The sequence below is a fragment of the Hymenobacter sp. PAMC 26628 genome, from assembly GCF_001562275.1.
In the GTDB taxonomy this organism is placed as follows: domain Bacteria; phylum Bacteroidota; class Bacteroidia; order Cytophagales; family Hymenobacteraceae; genus Hymenobacter.
Genome location: NZ_CP014304.1, coordinates 5,074,171 through 5,091,430 on the forward strand (window position 1 = coordinate 5,074,171; position 17,260 = coordinate 5,091,430).

The window sequence follows — 17,260 nt, forward strand, 5'->3', positions numbered from 1 at the left end:
CCTGGCCGTCTGTTATCAACTGATGTTACGCGCTAAATTAAGGTTTGCCCCTTTCACTGCTTGCCGCCATGACCTGCACGCTGGACTTATACACGGATTATCTGATTAGCTCGACGGGTCAAACCTCGGCCACGGGTTTGTCGCGGTTGCTGGGCGGGGCGGTGAGCCACGACCAGGTGACGCGCTGGCTCAGTGGCTCGTACCTGGATTCCGAGCAGGTCTGGCGGCAAGCCAAGCCGCTGATTCGCCGGGCCGAGCAGCAGCGGCCGGCCGACGAGTTTGCGGTGCTTATCGTCGACGATTCTGTCCTGGAGAAGGCGCACACCGACCCCAGCGCCCTGATTTGTACGCACTGGGACCACGGCCAGGGCCGCTTTGTCAAGGGGCTTAACTTCGTGAGCCTGCTCTACCAGGCCGGCGCGTTGGCCGTGCCCATCGCCGTGGAACTCATCGAAAAAACCGAGGCCGTCTGGGACGCCAAAACCCAGCAAACCAAAGCCAAAAGCAAGTACACCAAGAACGAGCACCTGCGGGCCATGCTGCGCGTGGCCCAGCAGCAAGTGGCCTATCGGTACCTGCTGGCCGACAGTTGGTACGCCTCGGCCGAAAACCTGAATGCCGTGCGGGCCCTGGGCCACCACTTCGTCGTGGCGCTCGAATCCTCGCGCACGGTGGCCTTGAGCGAGGCCGCGCGGGCGCAAGGCCGGTTTCAGGCCGTCGATACCCTTGTTTTTCCCGAGGAGCAGCCCCTGCGCGTCTTTTTGCGGTCCGTCCAACCGGCGGTGCTCGTGACCAGGCAAGTCTTTACAAACAAAGACGGTTCGCAGGGCGTGCTCTACCTGGTCAGCAGCGACACGACCCTGAACCAAGCCCAGTTGGCGGCGATTTACCAGAGACGGTGGAAAGTCGAAGAATACCACAAATCCCTCAAACAGAATGCGTCGATGGGCAAGTCGCCCACCAAAACGCCCGACACCCAAGCCAATCATTTTTTTGCCGCTATTCTGGCTTACACCAAGTTAGAAGCGCTCAAACTCAAGTGCGGCATTGGGCATTTTCGCTTGAAAGCACAACTATATTTGACCGGACTCAAAGCCATGTACCAGCAATTAGCCCAATTCACCGCGTAATATCAGTTAATTAATGGCGGATAAGCTCCAGCACCTGGAAGTGAGCAATTCGAAAGCCGGCTTCCAACAGCTCATTCGCCGTTGTGGCATGGCCTGCTGCTACGTGATGGAGGCCACGGGCGTCTAGTATCTATCGTTGGCCTATTATCTGGTCGAGCACGGCGCGCAAGTAGCCGTGCTGAATCCGTTGGTGGTCCGGCGCTTTATCCAAATGCACCTGGGCAAAGGCAAAAGCGACCGCAAGGATGCCCAGTGGTTGTTGCGCTATGGGCAGCAACAGCCCTTGCCGGGCTGGCAGCCGGAGGCCCCCATCCTGGTGGAGTGCCGGCAATTAGAGCAGGTGATGGAGCAGTTTATCCGGCAGCGGACCATGGTGAGCAATTCGTTGCAAGGCTTGCAACACCAGCCCGTGGTCAGTGCCATCGCCCGCAAACGGCTGCAACAGACGCTCAAGCTCCTCGACCAGCAAATCCAGGCGCTGGAAGCTGAACTACTGGCCTTGTTGGAGCAGCACTATGCCCGTAAAATGCCGCTGCTTTGCTCCATCCCGGGTATTGGCCGCAAGACGGCCGCCCAATTGCTGCTCTTCGCCAAGGGCTTCGCGCAAGTGGAGAACTACCGGCAGCTCATTGCCAAGGCCGGGCTGTGCCCGCGTGAGTACAGCTCGGGCAGCAGTGTACGGGGCAAGACGCGCATCACGCGCATGGGCGGAGGCTTAATCCGCAGCAAGCTCTTCATGAGCAGCTTCGCCGCCAAACAGTCGAACGCGGCCTGCAAAGCACTCTATGACCGCCTGGTGGCTAAAGGCAAGAATGGGAAAGTCGCCCTGGTGGCTGTCTGCAACAAACTGCTTAAGCAGGCTTGTGCTACCATCCAGTCGGGGATTCCCTATCAAGCAGATTTTAGCTCAAATCTTGCCCCCAGCCCTTGACTTTTAACACAGTTCATTTTATCTGAGGTGGTCGGGTCCAAATGGACAGGGAGCTAAGGTAGGTTAAAGCGCTAGTGGAGTTCGATTTCGAGCGGGGTGCAGTAGCCCAGGGCCGAGTGCAGGCGCTGGGTGTTGTCGTAGTGGTCGAGGTATTCGGCCAGTTCCAGGCGCGCTTCTTCCAGGTCAGCAAAGCAAGCCCCGCGGGGCAGTAGCTCGGTTTTGAGCGTACTCCAGCCGCTCTCAGCCAAGGCGTTGTCATACGGATTACCGGGCCGGCTCAGGCTAGCAATGGCCTGGGTGCGGTCCAGCAGCTGAGTAAAGGCGTCGCTGGTGTACTGGCTACCGCGGTCGGCGTGCACGAGCAGGCCAGGCGGGGGCTGACAAACGGCCACGGCCCGGTTAAAAGCAGTCAAAATCAGGTCCGTGTGCAATGACTCGCTCACGTGCCAGCCCACCACGCGCCGGGAAAAGGCATCGCGCCAGCACGCCAGGTACGCCCACTGCCCCGTGGCCAGGGCCAGGTAGGTGATGTCGCCGACCCAGATTTGATTCGGGGCCGTGGCGGCGGGCCAGGTAGCTAACCCAAGTTGCGGCCTATAAGCCGACTTGGTCCAGGACGTGAGCAAAGATGAAAAAGGCAATTTTTAAGGCAAAGCCAGCGGCTGTCACGGCGTGAATCTGCTTGGGAAAGCGGGCGGTGAGCTGACTGAAACAGGTTTCAATACCCTTCCGAAAATACTGTATCAGAAAGCGCTGCGCCGGATGCTGGGGCCGTTTGCTATTCTGGCGGCGGGCGGTTTGCTGCTGGCTCCCGCTAGCCTCGTTGAAGAGGTCTTCGGCCAGGTAGTCCGTGTAGCCGGCATCGGTGTAGAGGACGCTGCCGGCGGGTAAGTCCAGGGCCAGGCCGCGCCGGCCGGTCTGCTCCGACTCGGCCCCGGCGTGGATGTAAAACTCGACCGGTACGCCGTCGCTGGTGGCCACGACCTGTACCTTGAGGCCATAAAACCAGCTGCGCTTGCTGGCGCAACGGCCGTGATACGCCTTGCCCGTCAGCCGCTTACCGCGTGGAATGCGCGTATTGTGGCACACGGCCACCGGAAACGAGTCCAGCACGTAGCGGGCTTCGGGGTGCAGCTGTTTAAGTACCTCGCCTACCAGGGCAAAGAGGGCCAGCAACGTGTCAGTGAGCGCATGCAAGCGGCGGGTGAAGCCACCCTTATCCAACCGGTTCTGGCCCCCGTGCTGCTCCATGTAGTGCTTGGCTACTACCAGGTTGCCGCCACCAGGGCCGTCGTCAGCACCTGCGCATCGGTCAAGCGCCGACTCGAAGCCGGTGGCCGCGTATCAGCAGGGCGGGTAAAGCGTAGTAAATCATCGAGTACGCAGTACATTGCAATGGTCTGTTCGCGCATGGTCAGCAGGAGTTTGGGAGGTCAGAGACCCAAACCTAGTCTGTTCAGGCCGAACAAACTTTTTTTATGACTCCACTACTCCGCAACTTGGGTTTGCTAGCTTGTTAGCAGCAGCTACGGCTTGCGGGTCGGCCTGGGTAGTGCGTGGGGGCCGCGTGCTGGTGCGAGTACTGAGCGCGCGTAAGCCGCTGGCGCTGAGCCAACCGCGCAGCCGCTGCCGGCCTACTTCATGGCCTTCGCGGCGCAGCTGGGCCCGTAGTCGGCGCTGACCGTAGCGGCCGGCGTGGGTGGTAAACACGCGCTGGGCCGCCACTTGCCAAGCAGGAAGCGCTTGCTCGGCCGCCGACGCGGGTGCCCGCTTGCACCGCGCGTGGTACCCGCTGGGACTAACGCCTAGCAGCTGGCACTGCTGCCGTACGGGCCAGCAATGGACATGTAAGGCAATGAAGGTGAAGCGTTTCATCGGCCCGTCGGTTGCGAAAAGATGGTCAGCGCTTTTTTTAAAATGTCGCGCTCCATTTCGGCGCGCGCCAGTTGGGCCCGCAACTGCTTGTTTTCTTGCTCCAGCGCTTCGCTACCCACTGGACGAGCGGCTTGCGCGCGGGCCGCCCGCACCCACTTGTCCAACACGGCCTCGCTCATGCCCAACGCCTGGGCGACCCGCGCCGCCATCTGCCCATCTTGGTTCACGCGGCGGACCGCCTCGCTCCGAAACGCTGCATCATACTTGGTTCGTGGCCGTTTACCGGCTGATTTTTCTGCTTCCATGACAGGGGAAAGTTACTTTCTCCGTGTCCATTCCTACCCGACCACCTCAATCCCCCCGCTGTTATAAGAAGGCCTAACAACGATTATTGGAGAACAAAAAAAAGGGTGGGGCAATCCTAGATTGGTAAAAATGGCCGTTTGCTGCGCTTCCGCAGGAGGCTGCCAACAAACAGGATTGCCCCACATTTTTTGATGCCCTCTTGTTTAATTGACCAGTTGAAACGTAGTCATTGGTTTGTCCTTATTGCCCCGTGCCCTTGAGGCTGTAATTAATGGGTACCCACTCGTAGCCCTGGCCGGCGGGGCGCACGTGGCCGATGCCGGGGAAGGACGTGTGGGCAAGCGCCACCCAGTAACCCAGCCGGGCCGCATCGGCGGCGGCCTGCTGGCGGGTGGCCGCCGAGCGGGCCTGGTCGGTGTCGCCGAGCAAGCTCACGGCGGGCTGGGGCAGCTGCACGGCCACCGCGTGCAGCACGTCGCCCAAAAAAGCCAGCTTCTGGCCCTGGCTGGCCAGTACGTAGCTGGTGTGGCCGGGCGTGTGGCCGGGGGCCGGCTGGGCTTGCAGGCCCGGGAAAAGCGTGATGGCCCCCGTGAAAGCCTGCACCTTGCCCGCCGCCTGGTAAGGGACAAGCGCGGCGCGGGCCGCCAGAAAGTAAGGGCGGGCCGATGCCGGGGCCTGCTGTACGCGCGCGTCACTCAGGCAATAATCCAGGTCGGCTTGGCTGACGTGCAGCGTGGCGTTGGGGAACACGCGCTGCCCACCCGTCACCAGGCCCCCGGCGTGGTCGGAGTGCAGGTGGGTGAGCAGCACATCTGTCACCTGCTCCGGCTGGTAGCCGGCTGCCCGCAGCCCGGCCAGCAAATGGCCCGTAGTGGGGCCCAGCAAATCGCCGGCCCCGGTATCGATTAGCACAAGGCGCGTCCCTAATTCCAGGAGGTAGCCGTTGTCGGAGCCTTCGACCGGCGAGGTAAGGTCGGCGCGGGCCAGCCGTCGGTCTACCTCGGCGGGGGTAGTGTGCGTCAGGATGTCGCGGAACGGGTACGGCACGGTGCCGTCGGCCAGCGCCGTGACGAGCACGGCCCCCAGCCGCATCCGGTAGTAACCGGGCTGCGCCAGCAGCGCGGGGGCGGCGGGTTGCTGGGCGGCGGCCCCGTGCGCCCAGCAGCCAGCGGCGAGCAGCAAGCCCACCCGCCGGGCCAGAAGTCCCAGCCGGAGTCGAATTACAAACGAAGAAGTCCTCATGGGCGGGCGGGTACGCGGTGTAGCAGCTCCATATAGGCCAGCAGGTCGAGGTAGGCAACGGTTCGGACAATCTGGCCGCCCTTCAGGGTCATCAGCAGGCAATATGTATTGTGGTAGGGCTTACCGTCGTTGGCCGTGCCGGTGCCATCGAAGGTGGCGATAACCTCATCACCCTCGGCGTAGAGCTGCTGGAGCCGGGGTACAAAGGGCGTGGACAGCCGCTGGAACAGGGGCGTAACCGTGGCGTCGATGAACTGCTGCTTGCTGGTGTACGTCTTCGAAAGCAGGGAGCTGCCGGTTAGCGTCCACTGCGCGTTCGGGGCAAGTAAGTCGTACAACGTGCCCTTGCCCTGGGTCCACTTGGCAAAAGTCTGCCGGATTAATTGTTTGTTCCGGGCTTCGGTAGCGGTCGGCGTTTGCGCCCGCGCCAGGGCGGGCAGGCAGACGGCGGCCAGCGCCACCCCCCACCAAAAGGTCTTGCTCATACTTTGCGGAGATTAATTGGTTCGTAATGGAGCAAAAGTACCGGCCTGCGCTACGGGTAGAGCTACAAAATCCAAGCAAAAAGCTGCGAAAATCAAAGCGTCCGGCGGAAGGCGTTCGGGGTCGTGCGGGTGTGCTTGCGGAAGAAGTTGATGAAGTGCGGCAGTTCCTCGAAACCTAGGCACCAGCCGATGTCGGATACTGACCACACCGTATGCCGCAACAGGCTCCGGGCTTCCTGCATGAGGCGGGCGGCGAGCAGGGCCGATGTGGTTTGCCCGGTGGTTTCCTTCAGCGCCTTATTGAGGTGGTTGACGTGGATGGCCAGTTGGGCGGCAAACTCGACCGGGAAGCGCAGGCGCACCCGCTGCCCCGGCGACTCAATCGGAAACTGCCGCTCCAGCAATTCCATAAACAGGGCGGCGATGCGGGTGGGGGCATTGGGGTGCTGATGCCGGGCCGCGGCCGGTTGCAGGCGCTGGGCCATGTGAATTAAATCGAGCGTCGCGTTGCGCAACACGTCGTACTTGAACAGGTAGTCGGATTCCAGCTCGGCCACCATGCTGGCAAAAACGGCATCGGCGGCCTGGTACTGCGCGTCGGTGAGCTGAAACACCACCTGCCCGCCGGGTCGGAACAGCGGGTACTCGGCCAGGGCCAGCGGCGCGTGCCGCAGCAGAAAGTCCTCGGTGAAAATGCAGAACATTCCGGTCTGCTCCTCGTCGTGCAGCTCCCAGTGATAAGGCACCAGCGGGTTGCTGAAAACCAGCGCGTTTTTTTCAACGCGCACCGACCGGTTGGCGTAGTGGTAGGTGTTGTCGCCCGAAATCAGGGTAATCTTGTAAAACTGCTGGCGGCTGAAAGAAGAGCACCGCGCCTTGCCTTCGTCCAGGTCTGCCCACCGCAGCACGTTGAAATGCCCCACCTCCTGCTGAATGGCCGTGGGCATCAGCGCCAGGTGCGCTCGGTAGAATTCTTCGATGTTCTGCGGCTTTTCCATGTTCTAAAGCTACAAAAATCAAATCAACTCCTGGATTCACAGTTCCAGCACGGGTGGGCATTTCTCGCGCGCCCTCTACCTAAGGTTTTGTTAAGTAATTAGGGAAAACCCTTCAAGTCGGCAGTTATCCCCTACAATGGTTTCAGCATCAGTGTACAGGTAGCCGTAGCGCGAATTTTATAGCTCGCGGCTCCGGCCGATGACGCGAGCGGCCCGCGAACGCGAACTACAAAATTCGCGCTACCGTACGCCGGCCCCCACACTGCTGTATTGGCTTAACAACACCCCAAGGTTCAGCATCATATTCCGGGGCTTTACACCCCTGACAGGCAGCCGTCAGTTGAACGACTGGCGGTATTCCAGCGGGGTCTGGTTGGTTTTGTTTTTGAACAGCTTACTAAAGGACTGGGGGTACTCGAATCCCAGTTGATACGCTATTTCACTCACGGCCAGTTCGGTAGTAGTCAAAACGTGTTTGGCGTGGGCTAGCAGCTTCTCGTGAATAAGCTGCTGCGCGGTCTGCCCGGTTAACTGCTTCAGGCAGTCACTTAAGTACTTGGGCGACAGGTGGAGCTGCTCGGCCAGTAGGCCAACGGTTGGCAGGCCTTCGAGAAGGTCTTGCTGGGTGAAATGCTGGTGTAAAAGCAATTCCACCTTGCGCAGCAGCTCGTGGTTGTTCGGTTTGCGGGTGATAAACTGCCGGTTGACGTAGCGCTGGCAGTAAGTCAGCAGCAGTTCCAGATGGAGGATAAGCACCGCTTGGCTCAGGTGGTCGAGGGGCCGGTTGGCTTCCTGCTCCACCTGCCGCAGCAGCCCTTCGATGGCGTCCTGTTCTTCCGCCGACAGCAACAGGGCTTCATTCACGGCGTACTCAAAAAAGCCGTAGTCGTTGATTGTCTGGCTGAGCGGGTGGCCCCGTAAAAAATCGGGGTGGACCAACAGCAGCCAGCCCGCCGCCGGCAGCACGGCACCGGGCTCCAAAATGACCACCTGCTTGGGCGCAAAGAACGACATGACGCCTTCGCCAAAGTCGTAGGGGGTTTGCCCGTACTGCAGCTTGCAGGGGCAGTCCTTTTTCAAGGTAATCTGGTACAAGTCGGAAATCAGCCGCACCCGCTGCGTCACGGCGGCGGGCGGCAGGTCTTCAAAGCGCAGGATGCTGAACAGCGGGTGCTTGAGCCGCGCCGCTACGCCCGCTAGCTGAAGCTGCGCCGCCACCGACGGCACCTGAATGGTTATGGTTTCTTCCCTGCTCATGCGTGCTGCGTTATAAGCCCATTTTCTTCCGGTAGCTACCGGCCATGCTTTTGGCGGTTACGGCATTCGGTACTAGTGCCAGCAGTTTGGCCCCGAGTCGGTTCAGGCGACCCGATACGACGGCCTGTTGGCCGGTATCGAGCGCTTTGAGGGTTTCATCCGCCACCTGCTCGGGGGTTTGCGCCGCGCTGGTGTACTCCGTATTGAGGCCTTTGCCGATGTCGCCCGCAATGCCCGCGGCCTCGTTGAAATTGGTTTTGGTCAGCCCTGGGAACAGCAGCAAGACCCGAATGTTGTGCGGCTTGCACTCCTCGGTAATGGCCTCGGTGAATGCGCGCACGAAGGCTTTGCTGGCTGCGTACGTCGCCATGTACGGGATGGGCATAAAGGCCGCCATCGAGGCCACGTTGACGATGGTGCCGCTTCGGCGGGCCTGCATCTGGGGCAGAAACAGGTGCGTCAGGGCCACCAGGGCCGACACGTTCAACTGTAGCAACCGCAACTCCGCGTCCAGCGCCAGCGCCGAAAACTCCCCGCCCGAGCCAATCCCGGCATTGTTGATGAGCCCGGTTATTTCCAGGCCGCGCTGCTGGGTTTCGGCAAAAATCTGGGTTGGGGCAGTAGGCAACGCCAAATCGGCCGCGATGTACTGGGCGCTGATGCCATACGTTTCGGCCAGCTGCCGACATTGCGCGGCGAGTTTGGCGGCGTTTCGGGCCACCAGCAGCAGGTTGTGCTTCCGTTCGGCAAACCGGGCGGCCAGGGCTTCCCCTATGCCGCCCGACGCGCCGGTTATCAAAGTCGTTTCCATTGCTCGTGCTTGCGCTAGTTAGCTTACGGCAAAGGTGCGGCAGCTGCCCAACCGAAAAGTATCCAGGATGCGGTTTGTTGTGTCCAAACTTCGGGTTGTCGTCGGTTACAAGGGGAGAGCATCAAAAAGTGTGGGGCAGTCGGTTTCTGGATTAAGCGGTTATTTGCTCCGTTGTTGTCTGAACCGACTGCAAAAGAGGATTGCCCCACACTTTTTGATGCTCTCTGCCCAAGGGGGTAGCACAATACTAGGGACAGAAATTCCCGCTAAGAGTATAGGGTATATTTATTGCTTCGGTGCCTCCCTGGTGCCAATGAACCCTGGCCACGTTGTAGCTGGCTTATACCCCGGTGGCTCAGGCAAGGTGGGTGGCCGGAAAATCGATGGTCGGAAATTCATTCAGTCGATTTTGCCCACTAGGCAGGTACCCGGACGCGGTTCGTGGACGTCCGGGCTGGGTCGGGTAGCTCGGCCGGGAAAGGGAGGCTAACCGGGGCGGCTGGCAGTCGCGGAGCAGGCGGCAGGGGCTGCTCGGCCCGGTTGTAGTGCCGGGGCGAGCAGCCCATGACCCGCTTGAAGGCGGTGCTGAAGGCGCTCTCGGATTCGTAGCCGAGCGCCTGCGCGATGACCGCCAGCGAGTCGCCAGCGTGGGTCAGCCGGTCGGCGGCCAGCCGCATCCGCCAGCGGGTCAGGTACTCTAGGGGGGCTTGGCCGACCGCTTGCTTGAACTGGACGGCGAAGCTGGTGCGCGACATCCCGGCGCACGCCGCCAGCGCCTGCACCGTCCAGCGCTGCGCCGGGTCCGCGTGCAGGGCGGTGAGGGCCGCGCCCAGCCGCTTGTCGGCCAGCGCGTAGAGCCAGCCGACGCCGCCGGCGGCCCCATCGAGTAGGTGCCGCCGCAGCGCCTGCACCAGCAGCAGGGTGGCCAACTGCTGGGCCACCAGAAAGCCCCCCGGCTGCGGCGCGTGCAACTCCTGCTGCAGCCGTTCCAGCGTCCAGCGCAACACCGCCTTGTCGGCTTCCGCCCGGATGTGGACGACCGGCGGCAGCACGCCCAGCAACAGGTCGGCCTGCGCGCCCGCGAGGGTGAAATAACCGCCCAGGCTCAGAAAATCGCCGCCGCCCTGGTACGTCACGATGCCGCCCGTGCCCCGGTTAGGAAAGAGGGTGAGCACATCCACGGGTGCCAGCGCCAAGTCACTGGCCACGCGGAAAGGCTGCCCGTGCGGCAACAGCAGGCAGTCCCCCGTCTCGACCCGAACTGGGTCGGCCACCCCCGCTACAGACAGCCAGCACGCGCCGGCCGCCGCCGCGTAGAACTTGATGCCTTCGTGCGGGCCGAACGCGATGGACCACTCGCCCCCCGCCGAAAAGGCATTGTAGAGGTACCCGCGAATCTTCACCAATGACAAAACATCTGAGAGGGGGTCCATGAGCTACTCCTATTATTTTGAACGCCCACAAAGATAATACGGACGATAACGCATAGGCCGTTCTTAGGCGGCGGGTAATTTTGCATGGCCGGGCGGTAATTGTGCGGCGGCCTAAACTCAATCAACGACTCTACTCCCGCAGCACGGCGAAGCACAACCATCTGCTACTTACTTTATGAAAAAAATACTGGTTATCGGCGCGTCGGGCTTCATTGGCCGGCAGTTAACCACCGCGCTGTTGGCCGCCGGCTACGCGGTCCGCTGCCTGGCGCGGAATGTGGCAAAGGTCGCAGACCTGACCGCCGCCGGCTGCGAAATCATGCCGGGCGACATTGCGGACCTGGCATCGGTGCAGCGGGCGGCAGCAGCAGTAGAGGCCGTCTACATCTCCATCCACACCTTATCGCCCCAGCCGGGCAGCGGGGCCGGCGCGCGGTTTATGGATGTCGAAAAAACCGGCGTCCAAAACGTCATCACGGCCTGCCGCGCAGCGGGCGTGCGTCGGGTAATTTACGTTACTTCTCTGGGCATTTCTCCCGATGAGCGAAGCGAGTGGCTGCGCGAGCGTTGGCACACCGAACAGCTGCTGCTCACCAGCGGCTTGGACGCCACCGTCATCCGGCCCGGCTTCGTCATTGGCGTGGGCGGCCTCGGGTTCGACACGGTGGTAGGCAACGCCAAGCGCCGCGTCGCCTTCAGTCTGAGCGGCGACCGGCCCAGGATGCGCACCATTGCCGTGGACGACCTGGTGTATTACCTCGTCGGCGTGCTGGACGAGCCCCGCACCTACGGGCAAGGCTACGACGTGGGCAACGACAACCTCTTATCCACCAACCAGCTGATTGACGGCACGGCCGACCTGCTGGGCCGGCCGCATCCGCTCAAGCTCCAGTTGCCGCTCGGCCTAATGGGTGCGGGTGCTCCGCTCATCGAACGGATGGGCAAGCTCGCCCGCGGCACCATCAAGGGCATTGTGGAGGGTGTGAAGGTCGAGATGATTGGCAACCCGCTGCCGCTGCGCGCGCTTCTGCCACGGCCACCTTTGCCCTTTCGACAGGCCGTGAAGCGGGCCTTGGCCATGAGCTAGCGGCGCTGCCGCGCGGCGGGTACTCGAACCTTAATTCCCCACGCGCTTCCTCCTGAACGGGAGGAAGCGCCTTAACAAGCCACCTGATTTATGAAAACAGTTTTGGTTATCGGCGCGTCGGGCTTTATTGGCCGGCAGCTGAGTAACGCCTTATTAGCCGCCGGCTACGCGGTTCGCTGCCTGGCGCGGGAGGTAGCGAAGGTCGAGGATCTGGCCCGCGCCGGCTGCGAGGTGATGCCGGGAGATATTTCAGACCTCGCAGCGGTGCAGCGGGCCGTAGCGGCGGTGGAAGCCGTCTACATCTCCATCCACACCTTGTCGGCGCAGCCGGGCAGCGCAGCGAATCAGCGCTTCATGGACATCGAGAAAACCGGCGTGCAAAACGTTATCACGGCCTGCCGGGCGGGCGGGGTGCGCCGGGTGGTTTACATCACTTCCCTAGGCACCTCCCCCGAGGCCCCGAGCGAGTGGCTGCGCGAGCGCTGGCACACGGAACAATTGCTGCTCACCAGCGGCCTCGATGCCACCGTCATCCGGCCCGGTTTCATCGTCGGCGTGGGCGGCGGCGGGTTTGACGGGGTCGTGAACCAAGCCAGGCTTCCTGTCGGCAGCAGGATGGGCGGCGACCGGCCGCGGATGCGCACGATTGCCGTGGACGACCTGGTGTATTACCTCGTCGGCGTGCTTGATGACCCGCGCACGTATGGGCAAGGCTACGACGTGGGCAATGACTACGTGCTGTCCATCAAGCAGTTAATCGAAACCATTGCGGCTATGCTGGCCCGGCGTCCGGCCCTCTTGCCCCCACCGACGCCCGCCAGCCCCCCCGCCCCGGCCCCCGAACGCCGGGGTAGCCCCCCCGAGGGGGCAATGGAGGGCTTCCGGGACAGCCTGCAAGTCGATATGAACGGCGACCCCCTGCCCATCCGCACGCTCCTGCCCCGGCCGCTGCGGTCCTGGCCAGCGGCCGCGGAGCACGCGTTGGCAAGCAATTAATTAATCCTAAAAACTATAGCGATGCGGGTCTTTGTTACCGGCGCCACGGGCTTCATTGGAGCGGCCGTGGTGCAAGAATTGCTCGACGCGGGCCACCAGGTGCTGGGCCTCGCCCGCTCCCGGGCCGCGGCTTTGAAGCTGGCTACTGCGGGGGCCCAAGCCCACGAGGGGGCCCTGGATGACCTGGCAAGCTTGCGCACGGGGGCCGCGGCGGCGGACGGCGTTATCCACCTGGCCTATATCCACGAGTTCTCCTACGCGCCGCTTTCGACGCGTTTGCGCGTGCTGCTGGGCGGGCTACCCGGCGGCATTGCCGCGCGCTTCATCGGGGCCATCGGCGAGGCAGACCAGCGCGCGGTTGAGGCCCTCGGCGAGGCCCTCGCGGGCTCGGGCCGCCCGCTCGTCGTCACCTCCGGCATTGCCGCCCTGGCGGCGGGCCGGCTGACGAGCGAAGACGAGGCGGGCGACCCCGGCTCCATCGCCGCGCACCGCCTCGCATCTGAAGACGTCGCCCTGGCACTAGCGGCCCAGGGGGTGCGCGCGTCGGTGGTGCGCCTACCGCCCACGGTGCACGGCGACGGGGATACCGGCTTCGTGCCCCGCCTCATCGGGATTGCGCGCAAGAAGGGCGTGTCGGCGTATGTCGGCGACGGCCTCAACCGCTGGTCGGCGGTCCACCGCCTGGACGCGGCCCACCTTTTCCGGCTGGCCTTGGAGCAAGGCACGGCGGGCGCACGGTACCACGGCGTGGCGGAGGAGGGAATATCGACCAAAGAAATCGCGGCGCTTATCGGCCGCCGCCTTCACATGCCAGTGGTCGGCCAGTCAACCCAGGAGGCCGGCCGGCACTTTGGCTTCCTCGGGCCCTTATTCGGAACCGACAATCCCGCCTCCAGCACGCTCACCCAAGCCCGATTGGGCTGGCAGCCGACGCAGCCCGGCTTACTGGCCGACCTGGCTCAATCAACTACGTATTTCGACCATTGAAAAGCGCCCAATGGCCGCGCTGCCCGGCGGACGGCCTTTGTTAGAAGCAGGAGCGGTGGCTACGGCGGGCTGCTACCCAGGCTTTGTCAGGCGGCCCCACCACTGGCCTTGGCTAAAAGTTTGGTTTTACGCCGCCGCGACGTGTTTGTGCTGACCAGTGAGCGCTTTGCCGCCCTGTGACAACGAGTCAATACATGCGCACTTTCCGGCAACGGCTTAGAGGCTATCCAAATAGGGGATTAACTTTGGCTAATGGCGACAGTTCAAGAATTCACGATTTCAGACACGCTTTGGGCGCGGTTAGCGCCCCTGCTGCCCGCGCATGTGGGCAAGGCCCACCCGCTGGGCTGCCATCGGCCGCGCATCCCGGACCGGGACGCGCGGAGCGCCATCTTCTTCGTTTTGCGCACGGGCTGCCAGTGGAAAGCGCTGGATGCAACCGGTTTGTGCCAAAGCAGTACCGCCCACAGCCGGTTCCAGCAGTGGGTGCAAGCCGGCGTATTTGCCCGCCGCTGGGACGAGGCCCTGGGCGACTACGACGAGCTGCTTGGGTTAAACTTTGCCTGGATGGCCCTCGACGGCTCGCTGCACAAAGCGCCGCTGGGCGGAAAAAAAAACGGGGCCCAACCCCCCGGACCGCGGCAACGGCGGCGTCAAGCGCAGCCTGTTGACGGAGGCCCGGGGCATCCCGGTGGGGCTGGTGCTCGACGGGGCCAACCGCCACGACGGGAAGCTGGTGGAGAGCACCTGGGCCAGCGTGCCGCCCCAGGCCGAAGCCGCCCGCGACGCCCACCGGGCGGCGGGCGGGCAGCAGGGGCTGTGCCTGGCTGCCGGCTACGCCTCGAAGCAGGTGCGCGAACTGCTGGCGGCCCTCGGCTACACGGCCCACATCCGCCCGCGGGGGGAAGAAGTCCAGGCCAAAAAAGCCGGCCAGAAAGCCCGGCGCTGGGCCGTGGAGCGGACCCACTCCTGGCGCAACCGCTTCCGGCACTTGCTCATTCGCTGGGCCAAAAAGCCCGAAAACTACCTGGCCATGCTTCATTTTGCTTGCGCGCGAATCACCTGGTCCAATTGCCTATTTGGATAGCCTCTAAGCATTGTAATTCCTTCATGGGGTGAAAACGGATATCGTCGAAGGTAGCGCCAAGACGCAACCCACGTTTAGCAAAAGGGTCCCAAAGTAGACGAGGCGTTCAGGAGAAAGAGCGTTCAATTAGGGAAAAACCTATAGGGTGGCCGGGTGGTAAAGACATTGCGGGGGTATTGTATTGAGTAGACTTGTTCCTAAATAGCTTCTTTTCGTTTTTTGAGATGCCAATTCCAGATTCCACAAGCTAGGGCGAGGAGCCGGTCGTTAAATGCAGCGGACTTATTGCGGCCGGTTTGGGCCACGCAGCCCAGGCGTTTGGCCCCGCCGATGGCGTGTTCGCCCGTGGCACGGCGGCGGGCGTGGGCCCATTTTCGGTTCGTTGGGCATCGGTCAGGGCCGCGTCGGGGCGTTTTTTGCGGTGCCGGGGCTTGCGCTGCGGCAGGCTTTGGGGCGGCAGGCTTTGGGGCGGCAGGCTTTGGGGCGGCAGGCCGTAGTCGGTGACCAGGCCCAGGTAGCCCCAATCGGCCGGCAAGGCGAAGGGGTCGCGTAAGCCCCGGTTGGCCGCGAACCCGTTTTTAAGCAGTTGGTCGTCGTGCGTGGACCCGCAGGTGGTGGGTCCCAGGTAGTGAACACACCGGGCGGGGGCGGCGACAAGCGCCTTTTTACGGGGCAGTCTTTTTTTTGCCCGAGTAGCCGGCCGCCCGGTCCACGACGGCGCGCGGCCGGTGTGGGGGGCGCTCGGGGGCATCGAGCAGCGGCACGGGCACCTCGGCAAAGACCGCTTGCACCTGGGCCAGCGAGTCGATGGCGCGGGCCGGCAGCACGCCTTGCGTGCGCAGGGCACGTTCCAGGGCCTTGGCTAAGCGGAGCGCGTGTTCGCAAGCTTTGGAGCGTGGCAGGCCAAACGTAGCGGCCAGCACGTCAAAGGCGGGATACGTTTTGAGGCAGTAGAGGACAAATAATAGTTTGGCGTTGGTCTAATCAAGGATGATACTACGGTTATGGCCATCAATGCTAATTTTAATGCGGGCGATGTGCATTTTCAGGCACTTGCTGAAGGAACAGTTTTTGCGTACCAGCACCCTGCAGCGGTGGCGCAAGGAGCAGTTAATGGCCTCCACGACATTGGTGCCGCCATCGCCTTTGGGACAGCGCCGGTGCCGGATACGTGGCAGGACCTGGGCATAGGCTTTCCACTCGTCGGTGAAGTACCAGCAGTGGCGGCGGTAGCGCGCGGGCAGCTGGTGCCAGAGCCGGCGGGCCGCCTCCGCGCCCCGCGTGCCCAGCGTCCAGGCCACGATGCGGCGACTGGCCCGCTCCGCTCCACGGCCAGCCACAGCCAGACTTTGTGCTTCTTGCGGCCCACGAAGGTCCACAGCTCGTCCAGTTCCAGCGCTTCCCACCGCTTTTTCTGCGCCTTTTTCGACCGCAAGCGGGGCAACGCCGGGGCTACGAGGGCGGCTTTTTTTTAATCCGGCTGGCAATGGTCATGCGCGACACCCCCGTTGCCCGCACGATGCTGCGCTGTGAGTTGCGCTCTTCGAGCAGCTTGTCTACCTGCGCGTACTGCGCGGCTTTCGCCACGGCGGCGGGCTCGAAGCGGGCTTGGTGGCGGCAGGCTTTGCATTGGTAGCGGGCGTGCCCCTGGCGGTGCCCATTGCGGCGAATTTGGTCGCTGCCACACTTGGCGCAAAAATGTTGCGTATGAACCATAAGGGCTCCTGCGAATTTCATCCCCATTTAGACCACCGCCAAATATGGTTATGCTTGAATGTGGGACTCATTCGGTAGACGTGGGCGGGCGTTTGACCACCCAGACTTTGGTGCGGCCGGCGCTGGTTGTAGTAGCCAAAGTACGCGTGCAATTGCTGGTGCAGGTGCCGGCCGTCGTCGGCTGGGTTGAGGTAAATATGCTCCCATTTGACCGTGCGCCAGCGGCGCTCGATGAAGGCATTGCCGGTGACGCGTCCCCGGCCATCGCGGCTAATGCGGCAGCCAGCTTGTAGCAGGGCCTGTTCGTACGCCGGGCTGGTAAATTGGCTGCCCTGGTCGGAATTGAAGATGTGCGGGGCCGGTGCCACGCGCAGGGCATCGGCCAGCGCCTGGAGGCAAAAGCCCATGTCGAGCGTATTGGAAAGCTGCCAGCTCAGCACGTAGCGCGGGTACCAGTCGAGCACGGCGGCCAGATACAAAAAGCCCTTGACCATGGGCACGTAGGTGATGTTGGTACTCCAGACCTCGTTCGGGGCCGTGGCCGGGCGCTCGCGCAGCAGGTAGGGGTAGGACGTGATGCCCTGGCCCGGCACGGACAGGCGCGGTTTGGGATAAATGGGCTCGTGGCCCATCCGGCGCACGAGCCGGCGCACGCGCTTTTCGTTGACGGCGTGGCCAGCCAGGCGCAGGTGGTCGCGCAGGCCCAGCACGCCCTTGAAGTTGTGCTGGGTGAATTCCTCGTCGAGCAGGCGCATGAGTTCGAGGTTATACGCACTTTCCCCACAGGGCTGGTATTAGAAGCTGCTGCGCGAAAGGCCCAGGGCCTGACAGCGGGCGGCCACCGAACTGGCCGGGTCCGCTGCCTTCACTAGGGCGCGTTGCTGGACGTGCTCATCGGGGCAGCGTTTTTTTTAGCAGC

Annotated in this window: 20 protein-coding genes and 1 pseudogene; 6 read left to right on the forward strand and 15 right to left on the reverse strand. The window is 62.8% G+C overall.

Annotation, left to right across the window (positions count from 1 at the left end; all coding sequences use genetic code 11):
• Positions 1 to 68 precede the first annotated feature (68 nt).
• On the forward strand, positions 69 to 1,130 hold the full coding sequence (locus AXW84_RS22035) for an IS701 family transposase (RefSeq protein ID WP_068227993.1): 1,062 nt from the start codon (positions 69 to 71) through the stop codon (positions 1,128 to 1,130).
• Between the two features lie 136 nt (positions 1,131 to 1,266).
• Positions 1,267 to 2,061 carry an IS110 family transposase gene (locus AXW84_RS22040; RefSeq protein ID WP_068238495.1) on the forward strand — a complete coding sequence of 265 codons (795 nt, stop codon included), beginning with the start codon at positions 1,267 to 1,269 and terminating at the stop codon, positions 2,059 to 2,061.
• A gap of 71 nt (positions 2,062 to 2,132) precedes the next feature.
• Here the strand turns inward: AXW84_RS22040 and AXW84_RS22045 are convergent, their stop codons facing one another.
• The 10 genes and pseudogenes from AXW84_RS22045 to AXW84_RS22085 form a co-directional block, all read right to left on the reverse strand.
• A complete protein-coding gene (locus AXW84_RS22045) occupies positions 2,133 to 2,687 on the reverse strand; it encodes an IS3 family transposase (RefSeq protein WP_068238497.1) in 555 nt (184 codons plus the stop codon).
• Positions 2,656 to 3,473, reverse strand: a pseudogene (locus AXW84_RS22050) (IS982 family transposase). The gene AXW84_RS22045 and the pseudogene AXW84_RS22050 overlap by 32 nt, the downstream one beginning before the upstream one ends.
• A gap of 64 nt (positions 3,474 to 3,537) precedes the next feature.
• Positions 3,538 to 3,936 (reverse strand): IS3 family transposase, encoded by a 399-nt coding sequence (locus AXW84_RS26655; protein ID WP_071892413.1) that lies wholly within the window; start codon positions 3,934 to 3,936, stop codon positions 3,538 to 3,540.
• Positions 3,933 to 4,241, reverse strand: a complete 309-nt coding sequence (locus AXW84_RS22055; RefSeq protein WP_068238502.1) for a transposase — start codon at positions 4,239 to 4,241, stop codon at positions 3,933 to 3,935. The genes AXW84_RS26655 and AXW84_RS22055 overlap by 4 nt, the downstream gene beginning before the upstream one ends.
• 241 nt (positions 4,242 to 4,482) lie before the next feature.
• The gene (locus tag AXW84_RS22060) at positions 4,483 to 5,484 is read right to left on the reverse strand and encodes an MBL fold metallo-hydrolase (RefSeq protein ID WP_071892414.1); all 1,002 of its coding nucleotides are present in this window, start codon (positions 5,482 to 5,484) and stop codon (positions 4,483 to 4,485) included.
• Positions 5,481 to 5,969, reverse strand: a complete 489-nt coding sequence (locus AXW84_RS22065) for a nuclear transport factor 2 family protein (RefSeq protein ID WP_068238505.1) — start codon at positions 5,967 to 5,969, stop codon at positions 5,481 to 5,483. The genes AXW84_RS22060 and AXW84_RS22065 overlap by 4 nt, the downstream gene beginning before the upstream one ends.
• A gap of 92 nt (positions 5,970 to 6,061) precedes the next feature.
• Positions 6,062 to 6,967, reverse strand: coding sequence for a helix-turn-helix domain-containing protein (locus AXW84_RS22070; protein ID WP_068238507.1), 906 nt, complete (start codon positions 6,965 to 6,967; stop codon positions 6,062 to 6,064).
• Between the two features lie 336 nt (positions 6,968 to 7,303).
• Positions 7,304 to 8,224, reverse strand: coding sequence for a helix-turn-helix domain-containing protein (locus AXW84_RS22075; RefSeq protein ID WP_068238509.1), 921 nt, complete (start codon positions 8,222 to 8,224; stop codon positions 7,304 to 7,306).
• Between the two features lie 10 nt (positions 8,225 to 8,234).
• The gene (locus AXW84_RS22080; RefSeq protein ID WP_068238511.1) at positions 8,235 to 9,035 is read right to left on the reverse strand and encodes an SDR family NAD(P)-dependent oxidoreductase; all 801 of its coding nucleotides are present in this window, start codon (positions 9,033 to 9,035) and stop codon (positions 8,235 to 8,237) included.
• A gap of 416 nt (positions 9,036 to 9,451) precedes the next feature.
• Entirely contained in the window at positions 9,452 to 10,468 is a 1,017-nt protein-coding gene (locus tag AXW84_RS22085; RefSeq protein ID WP_071892417.1) for an AraC family transcriptional regulator, read from the reverse strand.
• A 175-nt stretch (positions 10,469 to 10,643) separates the two neighbouring features.
• On the opposite strand from AXW84_RS22085, the gene AXW84_RS22090 reads away from it, so the two are divergent.
• From AXW84_RS22090 to AXW84_RS22105, 4 genes are all read left to right on the forward strand, one after another.
• Positions 10,644 to 11,555 carry an SDR family oxidoreductase gene (locus AXW84_RS22090; protein WP_068238513.1) on the forward strand — a complete coding sequence of 304 codons (912 nt, stop codon included), beginning with the start codon at positions 10,644 to 10,646 and terminating at the stop codon, positions 11,553 to 11,555.
• Between the two features lie 90 nt (positions 11,556 to 11,645).
• Complete coding sequence (locus tag AXW84_RS22095; RefSeq protein ID WP_068238515.1) at positions 11,646 to 12,551, forward strand: SDR family oxidoreductase; 906 nt, start codon at positions 11,646 to 11,648, stop codon at positions 12,549 to 12,551.
• A 21-nt stretch (positions 12,552 to 12,572) separates the two neighbouring features.
• Entirely contained in the window at positions 12,573 to 13,538 is a 966-nt protein-coding gene (locus AXW84_RS22100) for an SDR family oxidoreductase (protein WP_068238517.1), read from the forward strand.
• A gap of 252 nt (positions 13,539 to 13,790) precedes the next feature.
• Positions 13,791 to 14,625 (forward strand): IS5 family transposase gene (locus AXW84_RS22105; protein WP_204248399.1). Its coding sequence is split into 2 segments (ribosomal slippage): positions 13,791 to 14,147 and positions 14,149 to 14,625, totalling 834 coding nucleotides; the frame shifts between segments, so codons are not numbered across the junction.
• Positions 14,626 to 14,872: 247 nt separating this feature from the next.
• Here AXW84_RS22105 and AXW84_RS22110 read toward each other — a convergent pair.
• From AXW84_RS22110 to AXW84_RS22130, 5 genes are all read right to left on the reverse strand, one after another.
• A complete protein-coding gene (locus AXW84_RS22110; protein ID WP_068238519.1) occupies positions 14,873 to 15,160 on the reverse strand; it encodes a hypothetical protein in 288 nt (95 codons plus the stop codon).
• A gap of 130 nt (positions 15,161 to 15,290) precedes the next feature.
• Complete coding sequence (locus AXW84_RS22115) at positions 15,291 to 15,548, reverse strand: hypothetical protein (RefSeq protein ID WP_068238521.1); 258 nt, start codon at positions 15,546 to 15,548, stop codon at positions 15,291 to 15,293.
• A 57-nt stretch (positions 15,549 to 15,605) separates the two neighbouring features.
• Positions 15,606 to 15,965: an IS1 family transposase gene (locus AXW84_RS22120; RefSeq protein WP_068238523.1), complete on the reverse strand. Its 360-nt coding sequence runs from the start codon at positions 15,963 to 15,965 to the stop codon at positions 15,606 to 15,608.
• Positions 15,966 to 16,077: 112 nt separating this feature from the next.
• Positions 16,078 to 16,341 (reverse strand): transposase-like zinc-binding domain-containing protein, encoded by a 264-nt coding sequence (locus tag AXW84_RS22125; RefSeq protein ID WP_068238525.1) that lies wholly within the window; start codon positions 16,339 to 16,341, stop codon positions 16,078 to 16,080.
• Between the two features lie 17 nt (positions 16,342 to 16,358).
• Positions 16,359 to 17,096 carry an IS3 family transposase gene (locus AXW84_RS22130; RefSeq protein WP_082774053.1) on the reverse strand — a complete coding sequence of 246 codons (738 nt, stop codon included), beginning with the start codon at positions 17,094 to 17,096 and terminating at the stop codon, positions 16,359 to 16,361.
• Between the last annotated feature and the right edge of the window lie 164 nt (positions 17,097 to 17,260).